Here is a 17891-nt window from a genome sequence, read left to right on the forward strand (position 1 = left end):
AATCCGTAGGGGAGTCGGTAGGTCCGGCCCAAGTGAAGCGTGCTGTAAGGACGTTGGTCGGCGCGGCCGGGCTGACCCGCTTCGTCTGTCTGGTCGTCGTGCTGACCGTCGTAGGTCTGCTGCCGTGGCTGTCCGGCCGCGACCCCGCGCTGACCGTGCTGCGTGCCCGGTCGGCCGAGCAGGAGGCGACGCCCGAGGCGCTGGCCGCGATCCGTGACGACCTCGGCCTGGGCGCCGGTCCGCTTTCCCTACTGGGGAGTTGGGCCTCAGGTCTGCTGCGCGGCGACCTCGGTACGTCGTGGGTGTCGGGCACCGACGTACTCCCCTCGATCATCTCCGGTTTCCAGGTCTCCCTCGGCCTGATGGGCGCCGCCTTCACCATCGCGCTGCTGCTGGCCTGCGCGCTGGTCGCCCCGGTGCTCGTACGGGGCCGGGGGTCGGCCGGCGCGTTCGCCGCGATGCTCGCCGCCGTGCCCGAGTTCCTGCTGGCCACAGTGGCATTGCTGGTGTGCGGGGTATGGCTGGGCTGGCTGCCGACGTCCGGCTGGGCGGGCCCCGAGTACCTGGTCCTGCCCGCGATCGCCCTCGGCGTCCCGGCCGGCGGCCTGCTGGGCCGCCTGGTCGCGGACGCGCTGCCCGCCGTGCTCGACGAGCGCTGGGTGGAACTGTGGCGCGGCGCGGGCGTGAGCCGGGCCCGTGTCTCGGCGGCCGCGCTGCGCCGTGTACTGCCGCCGTTGGTCCCGCAGTTCGGCATGGTGGCAGTGGGTCTGACGGGCGGCGCGGTGCCCGTGGAGACGGTGTTCTCGGTGCCCGGCATCGGCCGTACGGCACTGGGCGCGGCCAAGTCCCAGGACCTCCCGCTCCTCCAGGGCTCGGTGCTCGCCCTGCTCGCGCTGGGCCTGGTCGCGGGCGCTCTGGCCGCCCTCGCCCGGCGCCGGCTCCTCGGCCCCGCCCTGCGCGACGCGGGCCTCACCCTCCCGGCCGTCCGCCCGGTCCGCAGCCACCCGGCGGTGCCGCTGGCTCTCGCCGCGCTCCTGCTGGTCACCATCGGCTGGGGCTTGCTGCGCGACCCGTACGCCGTGGACACGACCACCCGCCTGCTGGCGCCGTCCTGGGCGCATCCGCTGGGCACGGACGGGCTCGGCCGTGACGTACTGGCCCGCCTCGGCCACGGCGCGGCGTCCACGGTCGGCACCGCGGCGGCGGTCTGCGCGCTGAGCCTTCTCGTCGCCCTGGCGCTCGGCTTCCTGCCCGGCGTGGCCGCGGGCGCGGCGGACATCGCCAACGCGCTGCCCCCGGTGATCGTCGGCATCCTCGTCGCCGCGGCGGCCGGCCCCGGCACGGGCGGCGCGGCCCTCGCCGTGGCACTGATCTCCTGGCCCCCGCTGGCCGCCCACTCGGCGGCCCTGGCCCAGGAGGTCCGCGCGTCCACGTTCCTGACCGCCCAACGGGCCATCGGCGCAAGCCCGTTGTGGATCCTCACGCGGCACGTCCTCCCGTCCGTCGCGGCCCCGGTCACCCGCCACGCCGTCCTCCGCCTGCCGGGCATCGCCCTGGCCCTCGCCTCCCTCGGCTTCCTGGGCCTGGGCGCCCAACCGCCCACCCCCGAATGGGGGTTGCTCCTCGACGAGTCCCGCGCCTACGTGGAACGCGCCCCGTGGGCGGCCCTGGCCCCGGCGGTCGCCCTGGCCCTGCTGGCCGGGCTCGCGGTGTCGAGCGCGGCGTTCGCGGAGGGACGGCGTGGCCGGAAGTCCGGCCGGAGTACACAGAACTCCAAGGGGCCCAAGGGCTCGAAGAGCGGGAAGAAAATGACGAAGGAGGCCCCCGTTGGCGTCTGACGACGTGCTGCTGTCGGTGCGCGAGCTGCGGATCGCGTTCGACGGGGTGGAGGCCGTGCGCGGGTTGTCCTTCGACGTCCGCCCGCGCGAGGTGCTCGCCCTGGTCGGCGAGTCGGGCGCGGGCAAGTCCCTCACGGCCCGGGCGCTGCTCGGGATGCTGCCCAGGGGCGCGACGACGAGCGGAACCGTGCGGCTGCGGGGTGAGACGGATCTCGCCGCCCAGCGTGGCCGCCGTATCGCCCTCGTCCCCCAGGACGCCCTCTCCGCCCTGTCTCCCGTTCACCCCGTGGGTGACCAACTCGCCGCCGCCGTACGGTCGGTGGCAGGTGTCTCGCGCAAGGAGGCCCGTGCCCGGGCGGTCGCCGCGCTCGACCGGGTGGGCATCCCCGACGCCGTACGCAAGGCGCGGGCGTATCCGCACGAGTACTCCGGCGGTATGCGGCAGCGAGCCGTGATCGCCATGGCGACGATCAACGAACCGGACGTCGTCGTCGCCGACGAACCCACGACCGCGCTGGACGCGGAGCTCCAGGAACAGGTGCTGCGCGTCCTCGGCGAACAGCGCGAGGCAGTCGGCGCCGCGCTCGTGCTGGTCACGCACGACCTGGGCGTGGTCCGGGAACACGCCGACCGCGTGCTGGTCATGTACGCCGGGCGACAGGTTGAACAGGGCCCGGCGAAAAGGGTGTTGGGGCGCCCTCGGGCGCCGTACACGGTGGGGTTGCTGGCGTCGCTGCCGCCCGACGAGGGCAACGGTGGTGGCGCTCGTCGCCGTCGGCTGCCCTCCATCCCCGGATCCCCGCCCACCCCCGACGCCCTCCCGCCGGGCTGCGCCTTCGCGCCCCGCTGCCCACTCGTCGAGGACCGCTGCCGTCGCGAGGACCCGCAGCCACGAGCGGCGGCCGACGACGGCCATGAGGTCTCCTGCCACCGCTGGGACGCAGTCCCGTACCCCGCAACCGAGTTGTTCCAGGAGTCCGCATGAACCGGAGCGACCCCCTGCTCGACGTGCGCGACATGGTCGTCCGTTACGGCACGGTCATCGCGGTCGACCAGGTGTCCTTCACCGTGGACGCGGGCGAGACCCTGGCCCTGAACGGCCCGTCCGGCTGCGGGAAGTCCTCCACGGTCGCCGCCGTGCTCCAGCTGCACCGCCCGGAGTCGGGCGAAGTCCGTTTCGAGGGGCGGGAGTTGACCACCCTCAGCGAGCGCGAGCTGCGCCCGCTCCGCCCCCGTATGCAGCCCGTCTTCCAGGACCCGTACGGCTCGCTCAGCCCTCGCCACCGCATCCGGGACGCGGTGGGCGAACCCCTGCGCGTCCAGGGCCGCTGGGACGCCACGGGCCCCTCGCGGGTCGCCGAACTCCTCGACCGGGTCGGCCTGGACCCGGCCTACGGCGACCGCTTCCCGCACGAGCTGTCCGGCGGACAGTGCCAACGCGCCGGAATCGCCCGCGCGTTGGCGTCCGAACCCCGCCTGCTGGTCCTGGACGAGCCGGTGTCCGCCCTCGACCCCTCCATCCGGGCCGGAGTCCTCAACCTGCTCGCCGACCTCCAGGACGAGCTGGACCTGGCGTACCTCTTCATCTGCCACGATCGTGCGGTCGTACGCCACTTCGCTGACCGTTCGATAGAGATGCGCGCGGGGAAGCTCGTACCGGCCTAGCGGTGGCTTTGCCCCTGCCCACAGCACTACGACGGCGCCGCAGCGGAGCGCTCAGCTCCTCTTCCCACCCTCCTTCCCGTCCCGGGCCCGGCGCCGCCCCGGCCACAGTGACGACAGCAGCAACGTCAGCGCGATCAGGGCCACCACCAGGCCAAGGACGGTTTGCGCCGAGGTCAGGAACTCGACGACGCCGTGGCCGTTGTCGCGTGGTTGCGGCACGTACGGCTGGTCATCTGCGAGAAAAAGGAATACTGCGGGCACAGCGGACACTCCGGTGTCGGTGAGGGCACGCCGAAGTCAGGCGTGCGGGTGGGGTGTTGGTGCGGCGGAGTGTCGTGCGGTTTACGGCGCGCAGGGCTGGGCGCGGTGCAGCAGGACCGTGAGCGCGTGCGGGCGTGGGAGCGACGCGTCGGGCAGAGGCGGACGCGCGGGCCGGGGCAGGAGCGTGACCACGAGCCCCAGAGCCACGGCGATGACGTACCGCAGGCGCGTCCACCAGCCCCGCACCGTTCCGTGCCACGGCGTGCGACAGCCGCCCGGGCAGGTGGGAGGCGCTGCGGAAGAACCAGATCAGGGCGAGGCCCGCGAGGAGGTTCAACGCGGCCATGGCCAGCGTGTTGTGGTGCCAGGCCGACGGCAACCGCAGGTGGCCGTCCAGCGTCGTGGCCGGGACCACGGTGCCGGTCGATTCGAGGTACGCGGGCAACAGGGCCTGTACGGCGGCCAGTGCGAACACTCTCCAGCGAGGTGCCCCGTCGCGCAGGACGGCGTAGGCGCACCCGGCCAGGACGACCGCCGCGAGCGTCAGTGCCGGCCAGGAGATCCGCCGAGTCGGTCGTCGCGTGGTGCAGGGTCCGCAGGCTCCCCCCGCGACTGCGCCCCGAAGGGCGCGGGATCCGGGTCGCGCAGGCTGCTCTGGTGGCCTGTGGTGTGGTGGCCGCCGCAACGCTGGTCGTCCTCGGCGACACATCCGAGACGGCGGAGGCTGAGGGCAGCTGCCAGGTCCGCGACCGTACCGAATCGTTCACCGGCAACACCGGACACCCGACGGACTTCACCGAACCCGGCGAGCGCGCTCCGGAGTCCGGGTTCGGCCATGTCATCGGCGACGGATACGTCATCGTCCAGTACCGGCCCCAGCTTCCCGCCGCCGATCTGGACGCCCTGCGCAGCTACGTCACCAACCCGCAATCAGGTCGGGTGGTCGGAGGCCCCGCCCCGGACCAGAAGCCGGACCTCAAGGCCGTCCACGCCTACCTCACGCTGACCTGCACCGAGTTCGACCTCGAAGCCCTGCGCGAATTCACCGAGGAATGGCGAGCCGACCCCCGCATGCGCCAAGTCGGGTAAGGCCGGAAGGGCGAGCGGGGCCGTGCCGCGTGCGGCCCCGACGCCAGGAAAAGACGGGCCCTCCGGTGCTCAGCTCAAGGCCGGGCCCCTTGCCTCCCTCGGTCCGGACCACGCCACGGTAGCGCCCGCCGGACGCCGGCGAGACCGGCTGTGCCCGGCCCGGAAGAGGCTGTCGGTCAGATGGAGGTGGGCGCCTCCCGGACGGTGCTGCGCGAGTCCTGCTCGCCGCCGCTTCGTCGCCGCGAAGGGGACCGCTAGAAGTTCTCCACCAGCCAGGTCGCCATCCACAGCAGCACCGCCACGGCGGCGAGCGCCCCGACCGCTCGAATTACCCAGCCCGGCATCCTGTGCATCGTGTCCGTCCTCACCTCGGGTCGCGCCCTGCTTCTGCCCCGTCTCCTCTGCCCGCCTCGGATAAACCCGCTCGCACCGGGTACCCAGACACAGGACCCAACCCGGAGGTAACGGTCCATGCCCGCTACGACACGACGAGCGGCCCGCGCGCTGGCCGCAGCCGCCGTTCTGGTCCTCGCGAGCTCCTGCGACGGAGGCGACGGCGGCCGCAAGGACGCGCCGGGGACGAGCCGTCCGCCTGCCTCCTCCGCGACGACGCCCAGCGACACGTCACCGTCCCCGTCGGTCTCGGAGCCCTCCTCCCCCGTCCCGGCCGGTACGGCACCGGAGGACCCGGAACAGGCCGAGCAGGAGATCAGGGAAGCCTGGCGGACCTTCTTCGACCCGGCATCCTCCTCCAAGGACAGGAGAGAAGTCGTCGAGAGCGGCGACGGGAACGAGCTGATGATCATCAACCTCTTCACCGACCCGCTCGGCGGCAAGCTGCGCGCAGAGGTGACCTCGGTGTCGTACACCTCGGACCTGAACGCCGACGTCGCCTACACCCTCACGCGCGAGGACCGACAGCTCGACACCCGGGGCCCGGGGGCGTCGGTCCTCCAGGACGGCACCTGGAAAGTCGCGCTGCGTACGGTCTGCGACCTGACGCGGCACGCGAAGGACGCCTTCAAGGCTCCGGCCTGCGACCAGCCGACCCCTTCAGGCCCTTGACCAGGTCTGCGGGACGCTCGCCGCGGCGGTGGGAGCCGATCAGTCCGTCCCCGGCCCGCTGAGCGGCTTTCCGGAGCCGGCCGGCCTCATGGCCCGCTTCCCTTCCTGGGGCTCACGCGGCTCGCGGCTGGTTGGGCTTCCTCGCGCGGGCCGCATGAGGGCACCCTCCGCACACCGGACTCGACCCGCGCGCCGGGTGCGTGGTGGCTGCTGTCGCGGCTGCGCGGCCGTGCGTTCCGGTCGGCGTTCATCCCCGAACAGGCAGGGCTGGAAGGCCAGTTGGCAGCCGTGACGCTGGACACTCCGGTCGGTCACCGGACCGGCCGTGGTTCAGCGCCGCACTCGCCTACCGCGGCCTCCAGGCCGTCGATGCAGGTAGCGACCGCGCTGGCTCTGGTCACTTGCGTGCGGTCCAGGCCGCCGCCCGGGCATGGTGCGGCGGACCCTTCAACCGGACTACGTCAGGACGAGAGGCACGGTGATGGTGAGGTGTTCGTCGGTGGTCGGCAGGGCGGTCGCAAGAGCGTTCATACGAACTGCGAGGTGGCCGATCACCCGGCTGGTCAGTTCCTCGTCCCACTCCCCTGTGCCTTCCGGCGGCAGGTGCATCTCCTCCCTGGCAGGTGGGTTGTCACCGAGGTAGCGCGCGGTGTCCATGTTGACGACCCAACAGGCCAGTGCGATCTTCACCTGCCCGGGTGCCGCCCACTGCGCCCGTACGTGGGCGCACATGGTGAAGTCGTCCCCGCCGAATGTGACCGTCGTGGAGAACGGCCGGCCACGGGGGTATTGCCGTATCAACTCGAGTACTGCTGGTTCCACAACGGCTCGCGCCATAGGTTCGGTATACATCGTCTGTCCCCCTGTCGAGCCTGGCCTTCAGCATCCCAGACGGGGCCTGCGACGGACAGATCGGCTGCCGTCCCGACTGTTTCCCCTCCAGGGGAACGCTGTGCATCTCGTGGGCATGTGAACGGCGCCGCACCCTGGGGGATGCTGTTGGCCAATCGGGACTTGGCGTGACGTCGGTCTTCAGGATCTGGCCCCGGTGGCCGGCTGCGGAACAATCGCGGGCAGCCCGTAAGGAGTAGACCGGCTTGGAAGACCTTTGGCACCACCCGCTGATGGGGTTCGTCGACCACGGCCGCGGTGGGGTCGGCGAACCCGTCGTGGGCCTGTTGCTGTCTGGCAATGCGGATGTCGATCGCGTAGCCGATGCGCGTACTCGGCGCGCTGCGCGCTCGAAGTCGCCACGGGCACCCGGAAGTTCCTCGTCCACGGGAACAAGGACATCAGCACTCCCTGTTCCCGCCGACAAGAGGCACTCTCTCTGCGCCGGGGGCAAACGGTCGCCCTACATGAAAGCCGGGGTCAGGTGTAGACGTTGAACTCTGCGACTGACCACCAGCTACGCGCAACATTGCCGGTGTTGACGACCTTGATGTAGCGAGCTGTCTGCGTCGGGAAGGAAATCAGGTGGACTCGTTGGCCGTCCGCTACGGAAGAAACCTTGGTCCAGTCGGTTCCATCCGTGGATACGTATACGTCTGCGCTGCGCGCATAGTCGCTGACACTGCCGCCGACATCCAGCACAATCTTGTCGAAGGTCTGCGTCTGCCCCATGTCCACTTGGATCCAGAGGCCGTCGTACTGCCCTGTTCCGGAGCTGTACCGAGTGTCGGAATTGCCATCGATCATGTTTCCGGGCGCATCCCACTGACTTGCGTCCGAAGCCTGTGCGGTCCAGGTCGTCCGGGGCAGTGCAGCACCTGGATCGATGACGTCGAACGATGATCGTCCTGCGTCTGCTCCGCTGGTTCCCTTCACGGAAACCGTGACCTTCCCCGCCGGAAGTCCCTTCGGAACGTAGGCGCTGATGCTGGTGTCCGACCAGGTGTCTATTTCGGCATAGCTCGATCCGAAATACACCGTACCCAGCCCCTGCGCATCGCCGAAGCCAGAACCGCGGATCGTGAACTTGGAGCGCGGCATGCCCCGTTCCGGCTTCACATCGCTGAACGTCGGCGATGGGAAAGTCGACAGCTTCTTGGTCGTGAACATCGCCGAGGTGCCGCCCGGCAGCATATAGGTATACGAGCCATCGGCGGATACCTTGAAACTCTTACTGTCGGTGGTCCCGTTGAATACTGCGGTGACCTGCTCCCCTTCCTTGCCGGCCCAGGTCTTCATCTGGAGGCCGTTCGATACCGCTGCCGGAGCTGTGATCGAACCGGTTCCACGCGCAGACCCGTACACCGCTATGTCGCCGATGGCCCACCAGAAACCGGAGGCCGCAGTACTGACGATGCGAATGTACTGTGCCGTCCGGGTCGGCAACGTGACGGCTGTCTTGCCAATGCCTCCGCTGCCGCTCGCAATCGCGCTGCCCCAATCGACGCCATCGTTCGACACGTATATCTGGTACTTGGTGACGTAGTCGAACGAATTGTTTACGCCGGTGTCCAGGACGATTTTGTCGAAGCTCGTAGGGCTCCCCAGATCGATCTGGAACCAGTCGCCGCTCGTCGGCCCATGCCCCAGACTCCACCTGGTGTTGATGTCGCCGTCGATCGCGTTCGCGGCCACACCCCAATCCGGCTGCGCCGAAGCCGTGGCGGTCCACTTGCTGCGGCTCAGTGCCCTTCCTGTCGTCTGGACGGAAGCTCCGATCGGAAGGGAATACGTGACCAGCTTGTTTCCGGTACGGATCGAGTTCTGGTAGGGCAGCAGCGCCGGGTCATACGTGACGGTGACCGGACCGGATGGCGACGTGAACGTGAAGTCGTGTGTCGGGTCCGCGACCTTGGTCGCTGCGGGAGTGTGGCCGCTCCGCGTAGGCCCGGCATACGTGAAGGTGACGGCGTCGCCGGCGTTGAGGGTGTAGTCGAACGAGTGTGTCCCGTCCGCGACGCTGAAGGTTTTCGCCGCGCTTCCCGAGTTGTGCGCGATCAGGACCTTCGATCCGTCCGGGTTCTGGAACGCGACGTTCTCTATGCTGCCTTCCCCGAAGGTGTTCGAGTAGATCCGGTGTGCTCCGGGCTTGACGAACTTGCTGGCGTGGGCGAGGGCGTGGTAGTCCACGTTGTAGGTCACCCGCCCGTCGGCAGGGTCGATCGTGAGCAGGCCCCGAAGCATGGGTATACCGGCCGTGTCGCTGTTGAGCGGGCCCCGATCGGGGTCGAGTGCGATGTTCCACAGCATCACCCCGTTCGCCCAGTTGCGCGTGCCGTTGATGATCCACGTACCCAGTGCTTCGCTGAACGCCGTCTGGTCGCTGTCCTGCCAAACGCCTCCGGTGGCTTCCGTGATGAACGTTTCCTTGCTCGGGTAGTCGTTGTGGACCAGCGTCTGGTAGTTCGGGTTGCCGCTGTAGATGTGCCACCCGGTTCCCGCGGTGTACTTGGAGGCTGCGGGGTCGCTGAAGATCGTCTCGGGGTACGAGGGCACGTCCCAGTTGTGGTCCCAGGCCAGGATCTTCGTGGAGATTCCGTTGGCTTCGAACGCCTTGCCGATCTCCTGGATCAACTCGGCTTCCTGGTACGCGGACAGGAACATTCCGGGCCAGGTGGGAGTACCCATGGGTTCGTTCTGCGGGGAAATGTAGGAGATGGGCACGCCGGCTTCGCCACAGGCTTGTATGAACTTGAGGAAGTAGGTGGCGAGCGCGGAGGTGTACTCGCTCTTGAGGGTGCCTCCGATCATGGAGTCGGAGGTCTTCATCCAGCCTGGCGGGCTCCACGGGTTGGCCATGATCTTGATGGACGGGTTGAGTGAGAGGGCCTGCCGCAAGGCCGGAATGATGTACGGCACGTCGTGCTGGATGGAGAAGTCGGACAGCGTCGGGTCCGATTGGCCGGCGGGCATGTCGTTGTAGGAGTAGTTCCCGGACGCGTTGAAATCCGTGGCGCCCATCGGGGAGCGGAGCAGGCTGAGGCCGATTCCCTTCAAGGGATCGAACAGCTTGTTCATCAGCTTGGTCCGCTCGGCAGTGGACAGCTTGTCGATGAGCCAGGCGGAGGAGTCGGTCATGGCGGCGCCGAAGCCTTGGACCTTTTGGTACTTGACGCTGTCGTCGATCTTGATCGTGAGCGGATTGGCCGTTCTCTTCGCCTTGAACAGCACATCGTCCTGGCCGGCGACCCACTGGTCGGCCGATACGTCCGTCAGCCACACACGGACGGAATTGCCACGTGCGGCCTGCTTCAGCTGCGGGGCGGCGATGGCGTTCCCGGAAACCGAGGTCCAGGCGGCGGCGACACCGACGGCGGTGGCCAGGAACTGGCGTCGTCCGAGACCGTATGAGCTCATGGAAGATCCTCCTTCGGACCTGCTTGGTCACTACTTGGGAGAGGGGGTGGGACGCATTGCCGAGGTGGGGATCTACCGGTTGGAGTCGGTTCTACGGCGACGTCGGCGCCGACGCTGCGGTGCCGGTGCTCGGCTCCTTGATCACAAGCGGGTGCAGCTCCCACGCGTCGACCGCGAAGCCGAGGCGCGTACCCGGTGCGCTGCGGGCCTCAAGTCGCCACGGGCCTTGCCCTGTGGGGTAGAAGCGCAGGCTGAGGACCTGGCCGGTGGTGGTCAGGAAGATTTCGGCGATGGAGTGGTCGACGACCACGCGCAGCTCGACCGGCTGACCAGAGGGGCAGGGCATCCGGTAGGAGCCGCCGCGGGCCCGGGGGTCCAGTGAGGCGTGGTCACGGTCGACGACCAGTTCGCCCGCGTCGGCATCAAGGCGGATGTCGAGGTACTCGGAGCCTGCCGGGGTGGTGAGCAGCCGCAGACCGGCGTTTCCGGTCGGCTCCAGACGGGCCGTCAGGTCGAAGGCTCGGCCCACGTTGCCGAGGTCCACCGGCTGCGGGCCGTGCGTCGCTCCTGTGGCGTGGATGATGTGTTCGCCGCGCAGGGCGAGCAGTTCGGTGGCGGGCTGCTGGCGCAGGGTGCCGTCGTCGTCGACGTGGATCTCGCGGGGCAGGGTGAGGACGCCGGCCCATCCGTCCGCGACGGCCCAGGCTTCGTCGCGGGCTTCCCATGACCAGCCCCACAACAGCCACCGGTTGCCCGGTGCGCGCTGCAGGGCGGGCGCGTAGCAGTCGGGGCCGTGGTCGGCGGGTACCGCTGGGCCGGCCTCGAAGTGGCCGTCGTGCTCTTCGCCGATCAGGGCCGCGACCCTCAGCGGACCGGTGGGTTCGGTCCAGGTGCTGAAGAGGAGGGCGCCGGGTCCGTCGGCTGCCGGGAGGTATTGGGGGCATTCCCAGCCATCGCCGGTGAGCTCCTCGGTGCCGCCGACGGGCTCCGGACGGCGGGCTGCGAAGGGCCCCCGGTAGGTCCAGTTCTCCAGGTCGGGTGAGTCGTAGAGAAGGGCGGCGGCGCGGCCGTCCGTGAGGGCGGCGCCGACCAGCATCCGCCAGCCGTCGCCGTCCTGCCAGACGTACGGGTCGCGGTACATGGTGCAGCCCTCGGGCAGCTCGGGGATGAGCAGTTCGCCGCGCGGGCGGAAGCTGTTGCCGCCGTCGTGGGAGACGGCGCAGGTGACCGGCTGGTGCTGGAACGAGCGGTCCTCGCGGTGCGCGGAGTAGAAGGCGACCAGCCGGTCGCCGTCGGAGACGGCGTTGCCGGAGAAGCAGCCGTCGGCGTCCACGCCGTCGAGGGTCGGGGACAGGGCGATCGGCAGTGGCTCCCAGGTCAGCAGGTCGGGGCTGCGGAAGTGGCCCCAGTGCATGTTCGCGTGGATCGCTCCGTGCGGGTTGTACTGGTAGAAGACGTGGTAGTGGCCGTCGTGGAAGACCAGCCCGTTGGGGTCGTTGATCCAGTTGCGGGGCGGCCGCAGGTGCGCCACGGGGCGGTGCGGATCGCGGGGTGTGGTGGACACACGCGTGCCTTTCGGTGTTTCCGATGGAACCCGCCCCGCCGGCCCTCGATTTGGCGGGGCGGCAGGCCGACGGGGCGGGGGTCTTCGAGCCCGTATGCGGGCTACAGGTCCGGATACGGGGTTCAGGTCCGGATACGGGGTTCAGGTCCCGATGCGGAATCCCGCGCTCAGTTGCTGCTCCCGCCGTGAGCTGGGGCCGACGCGGAGCATGAACTCACCCGGTTCGACCACTCGGCGGTTGTCCGCGGTGACGAGTGAGCAGTGAGTGGCCGGGATGTTGATGGTGGCGTCCAGGCTTTCGCCGGGAGGGATCTCGACCTGGGTGAAACCCTTCAGCTCCTGCTCGGCCCAGGTGACGCTGGTGGTCAGGTCGCTGATGTACGCCTGGACGGTTTCCAGGGCCGGACGGCTTCCGCTGTTGGTCAGTCGTACCGTCGCGTCGACGGTGCCGTCGGCAGGGACGTCCGGGTCGTGCACGACGAGGTCGGAGTAGGTGACGGTGGTGTAGGTGAGGCCCTCGCCGAACGCGAACAGGGGGTCTTGGGTGAGGTCCGCGTAGCGGTTGCCGTGCTGGCCGCGCACCTGGTTGTAGAAGACCGGTTGCTGACCGACGTGGCGTGCGAACGAGACCGGGAGCCGGCCGCTGGGTTCGATGAGTCCGAGGAGGAGTTCGGCGATGGCGCGGCCACCGCGCATGCCCGGGTTGAACGCCTCGATGAGGGCTGCCGCGTTCAGTGCCGACTCCGGGAGCGTGCTCGGCTTGGACTGGGCGAGTACGACGATCACGGGTGTGCCGGTGGCGGCGACCGCGTCCAGCAAGGCGAGCTGGCCTCCTTGGAGGTCGAGCGTGGCCGTCGAGCGCACCTCGCCGGTGAGGGCGATGGTGTCTCCCACGACCACGACGGCGTAGTCGGCAGCCTGCGCGGCGGCGGTGGCCTCTCGAAGCTGTGCCTGGTCGACCGGGGCGGGGGTGAAAACGGGCGGCAGTGGCTGGCCGTCCGGCCCGGTGGACCACTCGGGGGCATGGGTGGGACTTGCTATGTCGGCTCCGCGGGCGTGCGTGACGGTCCAGTCGGCGGGTGCGACGGCGCGAAGGCCGTCGAGCACCGTCTCCACCGTCTCGCGGGGATGGCCTTCGGGCATCCACGGGACCTGCCCGGTGGCGCCCGCCCAGTCGCCGAGCATGGCTTCCGGGCTGTCGGCGTTGGGGCCGATGACCGCGATCGTCCGCGGTGCGCCCTGGCTCGCGGCGCGGCCCGTTCCGTCCGAGGTCAGCCCGCCTTCGAGGGGCAGGATCCCCTCGTTGCGCAGCAGCACCAGGGAGCGCCGGGCGGTCTCGAGGTTGAGGTCGGCGTGGGTGCGGCAGCCGATCACCTGTGCCTGCCGCTCGGGGTCGGGGGCGCGGGGGTCCTCGAAGAGCCCGAGCTCGAACTTCAGCCGCAGAACCCGCCGTACCGCGTCATCGATCTGTTTCTCGTCGACCAAGCCGCGGGCGACCGCCTCCTGCGCGCCCTCGAAGAACTGCGGCGTGGCCATGATGAGGTCGTTCCCGGAGTTGACGGCGACCGCCGCCGCCTCGGCGTAGTCGGCGCAGGTCCGCTGGTCGTAGACCATCCGGCCGACGTTGTCCCAGTCGGTCACCAGCGTCCCGGTGAAGCCCCACTCGCCCTTGAGCACATCGTTGATCAGCCACTGATTCGCGGTGATGGGCACGCCGTCGATCGACTGGTACCCGAGCATGAAGCCGCGGCAGCCGGCCCGAACGGCCTGCTCGAACGGGGGCAGGAACCACGAGCGCAGCTTGCGCGGGCTGAGATCGGCTTCGCTCGCGTCGCGCCCGCCCAGGGTTTCGGAGTAGCCCGCGAAGTGCTTGGCGTACGCCAGCACGGCCGTCGGGTCGCTGAGTCCCTCGCCCTGGTAGCCGCGCACCATCGCCGCGCCGAGTTCGCCGATCAGGAAGGGGTCCTCGCCGAACGTCTCGTTGATCCGGCCCCAGCGCAGGTCCCGGGTGATGCACAGCACCGGGGAGAACGTCCCGTGGATTCCGGTCGTCGCGATTTCGGTCGCGGACGCGCGGGCCACCCGGTGGAGCAGAGCGGGGTCCCAGGTGCAGGCCATGGCCAGCTGGGTCGGGAAGATGGTCGCGCCGGGCCAGAACGAGTGACCGTGGATGGCGTCGTCGGCTGTCAGCAGCGGAATGCCGAGCCGTGTCCGCTGGGCCATTTTCATGGCCTCGGGCATCCGTTCGGGAGTCACATGCAGAACGGACCCGGCCAGCTTGGCCGACAGGATGTCCACCAGGTCCCCGTGTTGTGCGTCGAGCATCAGCAGCTGCCCGACCTTCTCCGGCAGGGTCATCCGGGACAGCAAGTCCTCGGTTCTCGATTCCACGGCCGCTTCCGGATCCAGGTACAAGGCAGAGTGGACCGGCTGTCCCACGGTGTTCTCCAAGAGATGAGTCGTCACAGATCAGAGAGTTGATGGGCGACGCGAGTGCCTCGTCGCGCGCACGCTGCCGCCCTGCGCGGCGGGGCTCGCGCGCCGTCTGTCCGCCGCCCCGGGCGGGACCAGCACGGCAGGGGGCGGCGGGGTGGGAACCGGGGTGTCACTTCAGGCCGGTGGTGGCGATGCCGGCGATGAACTGGCGCTGGAAGATGAGGAAGACGATCATCACCGGCAGCAGGACGATCACGGCACCGGCGAGCAGGATGCCGAAGCGGGTGAAGTCCTGTCCGCTGCTGGCCAGGGCGAGGCCGACGGGGAGGGTGTACTGGCTCTCGTTCTGGGCCACGACCAGGGGCCACAGGAAGTTGTTCCAGGAGCCGAGGAAGGTGATGATCCCGAGGGTGGCGAGGGCCGGCTTGGTCAGCGGCAGGATGATCCTCCCGAAGATGGCCAGTTCGCGGCAGCCGTCGACGCGGGCGGCGTCGATCAGCTCGTCGGGCAGGGTGGAGATGAACTGCCGCATCAGGAACACCCCGAAGGGGCCGGCCAGGAACGGCAGGATCAGCCCGAGCATGGACCCGGTCAGCTGCATGTTGGACACCAGCACGTACAGCGGTACGAAGGTGACCAGGCCGGGGATCATGAGCGTCCCCATGACCAGCAGGAACACGGCGCGCTTTCCGCGGAACTCCAGCTTGGCCAGGGCGTATCCGAGCATCGAGCAGAAGATCAGGTTCCCGGCGGTGACGGCCAGCGCCACGATCACGGAGTTGGCGAACATGCTCGTGAAGTCGAGCGTGCTGAACAGCTCACCGTAGTTGGCGGTCGTGGGCGCCGTGGGGAGCAGGACGGGCGGGACGCTGCGGATGTCGGCCTCGGGTTTGAAGGACCCGGACAGCATCCACAGGAACGGCGCGATCATCAGCAGCAGGGCGCCCGCGAGCGGCAGATACAGCCAGGGCTGGCCCCAGGTCCGGCGGATGCGGCGACGCTTGAGGATGCGGTCCGTGCCCGGTTGTGCCGTGGGGAGAGTGGAGAGGGTGCTCATGGGTCGTCAGTCCTTGTCTCGCAGCACGCGGAACTGCAGCACGGTCAGCGCCACGATGAGGACGAAGATGACGTAGCTGGCGGCCGACGCCATCTCGTAATTGCCGTTGCCGAACTGTTTGTAGGCGTACAACGTGGCCGACAGGGTGGAGTCCAGCGGTCCGCCGTCGGTCATGACGAACGGTTCGTCGAAGAACTGCAGGTAGCCGATGCCGGTCGTGACGGCGGTGAGCAGCAGGGCGGGACGCAGGAGCGGGAAGGTGACACGCCAGAACCGCTGCCAGGGCCCGGCACCGTCGAGTTCTGCCGCCTCCATCAGGGACAGGGGCACGGACTGCAGCCCGGCCAGCATGATGATCATGACGGTGCCCAGGTTGCGCCATACGGCCATCAGGATCATGACGGGCAGTGCGAAGCGGGTGTCCGCAAGCCAGGCCGGGCCGTCGATCCCGAACCAGCCCAGGACGAGGTTCACCAGTCCCGCGCGGGGTTCGAGGAGCGTCTTCCACACCACCGCGACGGCCACGATGCTGGTGATCACCGGGAGGTAGAAGCCGACCCGGAAGACGGCCCGGAAGCGGCGGATGCCCCGGTCGAGGGCGACCGCCGCGGCGAGCCCGGCGGCCAGGGTGAGGGGCAGGGCCACCAGGACGAACACGGCGGTGTTGCGCAGGGCCGTGAAGAACTGATCGTCCTGGAAGAGCCGCACGTAGTTGTCGAAGCCGACGAACGACACGTTCAAAGGGGTGCGCAGATCGGCGCTCTGAGTGTCGGTCAAACTCATCAGCAGCGACCACACCACCGGCAGCAGCATGAAGGCCGCGAACAGCGCGAGGAAGGGACCGGCGAGGAGCCAGGCGGCCCGGGCCTGCCTGCCGTGCGCCGGGCTCCGGAGCGTGAGGCGCCGGCGATCGGCACTCCGCTCCGGCCCCCCGGTGTTCTGCTTGCCGGTGTCGCCCCGCCCGGGGAGCGTATTCGTGGACATGGATGTCATCCCTCCCTACGAGGGGTGCTCATCGCGGCGGCGCTCATCGGCCGGTGCCGATGCTGGTGGCCTTGGACTGCAGCGTCTTCTGCACCTCGGCGACGGTGACCTTGCCCAGGGCCAGCTTTTCCAGTTCGGAGTCGATGGTGTCGGCGATCTGCTGCCAGGTGGTGATGGCCGGCGGCGCCTTGCTGACCTCGAGCTGCTCGGCGAACGCCTTCATGTTCTCGTCCTCGGTCAGCTTGCCGTCCGTCCACGCCTGGGGCGCGGGGGGCAGGCTGCCGGTGGCCTTGGAATAGGCCGCGAGATTGGCAGGCTCGGTCAGGAACTGGGCGAACTTCCATGCCGCGTCGGGGTTCTTGGCCTCCTTGAACACCGCCAGGTCGCTGCCGCCGGCGAACCCGGCGGGCTGCTCGGTGTACGGCACCGGCATGGTCTTCCACTTGCCGTCCAGCTCCGGGGCGTCCTTGTGGAAGGTGCCGCCGGCCCACGCACCCTCCTGGTAGACGGCGATCAGCCCGTCCCGGAAGCCCTGGACGTTGTCCGACCTGTCGGTCGGCGCCAGGCCCTGCTTCGGGACGCTCGCCCAGTCCTCCAGCGCCTTGGCGACCTCGGGCGAGTCGAAGGTGAACTTCCCGGTCTTGGCGTCGTAGATGTCACCGCCCTGCTGCCACACCATCGGCACCCAGAAGATCCAGGAGTTGAAGCCCATCACCAGCCCGCTGGCGTGGCGCAGCTTGGGGTTCTCCTTGCCGGCGGTGGCCTGGATGGCCTCCAGGTCCTTCAGGTATCCGGCCCGGTCGCCGGCCAGGGCGCCCTTGATGCCGGCCTTCGTGGTGAGGTCGGTCCGGTAGTAGATCGCTTGGGTGTCGGCGATGAACGGGACGCCGTAGGAGGTGTCCTTGTACTTGGTGGTGTCCCACTGGCCGGGGTAGAAGTCCGACGACTTGATCGACGTCGGGGTGGCCTGGAAGGCGTTCATGGCGGCCATCTCGGCCATCCAGGTGCTCCCGATCATGGACATGTCCGGGGTGTTGCCGCCGGCGACCGCGGTGGTCAGTTTGTCGTGGGCGGCGCTCCACGGGATCGCTGTGATCTTGACGGTCGCGTCCGGGTTCTCCTGCTCGAACTTCTTGGCCAGCTCCTTCAGGTCCTCGTCGGGGTCGCCCATGGACCACATGACCACGGTCCCCTTGGCCTTGCCCGCGGCTATCTCGGCGGGTGCGTCCTTGCCGGGGCCGGAATCCTCGCTCCGGCCGCAGCCGGTGGCCACCAGGGCGGCCGTGACGGTGACACACAGGGTCTGGACGGTTCTGACAGCGTGACGGGTGGTGATACGCATGATGCGGCTCCTTGCCGTTGGGCGAAACAGGCGCGGGGGGGCTAAGGGTGAGAGCGGGCGGACGTCCGGATGGGCCGGCGCACGGGTGGGGACCGTCTGCGGTGACAGCGGCGTCGGCGGGCAGCCGCAGGGCGCGGCCGGCGCATCCGACGCGGAGTGGGTAGGGGCCGGGCGGGGTGGGCCAGGCGCGCCGTTCGGTGTCCCGGATCGGGAACGCGCGAACGGAAAAGGTGCTGGTGGGCGGTGCCGCGTGAACGCGGGCGCAGCCGCTACGGGGTGCGA

Annotated in this window: 13 protein-coding genes; 5 read left to right on the plus strand and 8 right to left on the minus strand. The window is 69.4% G+C overall.

Annotated features, from left to right (window positions below):
- Positions 1-32 precede the first annotated feature (32 nt).
- Genes ACH4TV_RS24665 through ACH4TV_RS24675 form a run of 3 tightly spaced genes read left to right on the plus strand, consistent with a single transcriptional unit; the run spans position 33 to position 3503 of the window.
- A complete protein-coding gene (locus ACH4TV_RS24665; protein ID WP_398401546.1) occupies positions 33-1838 on the plus strand; it encodes an ABC transporter permease subunit in 1806 nt (601 codons plus the stop codon).
- Positions 1828-2823 carry an ABC transporter ATP-binding protein gene (locus ACH4TV_RS24670; protein WP_398401548.1) on the plus strand — a complete coding sequence of 332 codons (996 nt, stop codon included), beginning with the start codon at positions 1828-1830 and terminating at the stop codon, positions 2821-2823. Before ACH4TV_RS24665 ends, ACH4TV_RS24670 begins: the two co-directional genes overlap by 11 nt.
- Positions 2820-3503: an ATP-binding cassette domain-containing protein gene (locus ACH4TV_RS24675; RefSeq protein WP_398401550.1), complete on the plus strand. Its 684-nt coding sequence runs from the start codon at positions 2820-2822 to the stop codon at positions 3501-3503. Before ACH4TV_RS24670 ends, ACH4TV_RS24675 begins: the two co-directional genes overlap by 4 nt.
- 51 nt (positions 3504-3554) lie before the next feature.
- Here ACH4TV_RS24675 and ACH4TV_RS24680 read toward each other — a convergent pair whose 3' ends face one another.
- The gene (locus ACH4TV_RS24680) at positions 3555-3764 is read right to left on the minus strand and encodes a hypothetical protein (RefSeq protein ID WP_398401552.1); all 210 of its coding nucleotides are present in this window, start codon (positions 3762-3764) and stop codon (positions 3555-3557) included.
- Positions 3765-4421: 657 nt separating this feature from the next.
- Here ACH4TV_RS24680 and ACH4TV_RS24685 point away from each other — a divergent pair.
- Positions 4422-4853: a DUF3105 domain-containing protein gene (locus tag ACH4TV_RS24685; RefSeq protein WP_398401554.1), complete on the plus strand. Its 432-nt coding sequence runs from the start codon at positions 4422-4424 to the stop codon at positions 4851-4853.
- A gap of 471 nt (positions 4854-5324) precedes the next feature.
- Positions 5325-5918 carry a hypothetical protein gene (locus ACH4TV_RS24690; protein WP_398401556.1) on the plus strand — a complete coding sequence of 198 codons (594 nt, stop codon included), beginning with the start codon at positions 5325-5327 and terminating at the stop codon, positions 5916-5918.
- Positions 5919-6374: 456 nt separating this feature from the next.
- On the opposite strand, the gene ACH4TV_RS24695 is transcribed toward ACH4TV_RS24690, so the two are convergent.
- The 7 genes from ACH4TV_RS24695 to ACH4TV_RS24725 form a co-directional block, all read right to left on the minus strand.
- Complete coding sequence (locus ACH4TV_RS24695) at positions 6375-6755, minus strand: hypothetical protein (protein ID WP_398401558.1); 381 nt, start codon at positions 6753-6755, stop codon at positions 6375-6377.
- 534 nt (positions 6756-7289) lie between these two features.
- On the minus strand, positions 7290-10226 hold the full coding sequence (locus ACH4TV_RS24700; RefSeq protein WP_398401560.1) for a discoidin domain-containing protein: 2937 nt from the start codon (positions 10224-10226) through the stop codon (positions 7290-7292).
- Positions 10227-10317: 91 nt separating this feature from the next.
- On the minus strand, positions 10318-11790 hold the full coding sequence (locus ACH4TV_RS24705; RefSeq protein WP_398401562.1) for a glycoside hydrolase family 32 protein: 1473 nt from the start codon (positions 11788-11790) through the stop codon (positions 10318-10320).
- Between the two features lie 141 nt (positions 11791-11931).
- Positions 11932-14148: a glycoside hydrolase family 3 N-terminal domain-containing protein gene (locus ACH4TV_RS24710; RefSeq protein ID WP_398401643.1), complete on the minus strand. Its 2217-nt coding sequence runs from the start codon at positions 14146-14148 to the stop codon at positions 11932-11934.
- A 247-nt stretch (positions 14149-14395) separates the two neighbouring features.
- Positions 14396-15283, minus strand: coding sequence for a carbohydrate ABC transporter permease (locus ACH4TV_RS24715; protein ID WP_398401564.1), 888 nt, complete (start codon positions 15281-15283; stop codon positions 14396-14398).
- 6 nt (positions 15284-15289) lie between these two features.
- Positions 15290-16267, minus strand: coding sequence for a carbohydrate ABC transporter permease (locus tag ACH4TV_RS24720; RefSeq protein ID WP_398401566.1), 978 nt, complete (start codon positions 16265-16267; stop codon positions 15290-15292).
- Between the two features lie 43 nt (positions 16268-16310).
- Positions 16311-17609, minus strand: a complete 1299-nt coding sequence (locus ACH4TV_RS24725; RefSeq protein ID WP_398401568.1) for an extracellular solute-binding protein — start codon at positions 17607-17609, stop codon at positions 16311-16313.
- Positions 17610-17891: the final 282 nt, after the last annotated feature.

Origin of the sequence: Streptomyces sp. NPDC020898 (genome assembly GCF_044333925.1) — a bacterium.
GTDB lineage: Bacteria > Actinomycetota > Actinomycetes > Streptomycetales > Streptomycetaceae > Streptomyces.

What these genes read in the sequence shown, in the direction of transcription:
- ACH4TV_RS24675 (WP_398401550.1), top strand. Translation starts at nt 2,820, where the DNA reads ATGAACCGGAGCGACCCCCTGCTCGACGTGCGCGACATGGTCGTCCGT.
- ACH4TV_RS24690 (WP_398401556.1), top strand. Translation starts at nt 5,325, where the DNA reads ATGCCCGCTACGACACGACGAGCGGCCCGCGCGCTGGCCGCAGCCGCC.
- ACH4TV_RS24695 (WP_398401558.1), bottom strand. Translation starts at nt 6,755, where the DNA reads ATGGCGCGAGCCGTTGTGGAACCAGCAGTACTCGAGTTGATACGGCAA.
- ACH4TV_RS24700 (WP_398401560.1), bottom strand. Translation starts at nt 10,226, where the DNA reads ATGAGCTCATACGGTCTCGGACGACGCCAGTTCCTGGCCACCGCCGTC.
- ACH4TV_RS24710 (WP_398401643.1), bottom strand. Translation starts at nt 14,148, where the DNA reads ATGACCCTGCCGGAGAAGGTCGGGCAGCTGCTGATGCTCGACGCACAA.
- ACH4TV_RS24715 (WP_398401564.1), bottom strand. Translation starts at nt 15,283, where the DNA reads ATGAGCACCCTCTCCACTCTCCCCACGGCACAACCGGGCACGGACCGC.
- ACH4TV_RS24720 (WP_398401566.1), bottom strand. Translation starts at nt 16,267, where the DNA reads ATGTCCACGAATACGCTCCCCGGGCGGGGCGACACCGGCAAGCAGAAC.
- ACH4TV_RS24725 (WP_398401568.1), bottom strand. Translation starts at nt 17,609, where the DNA reads ATGCGTATCACCACCCGTCACGCTGTCAGAACCGTCCAGACCCTGTGT.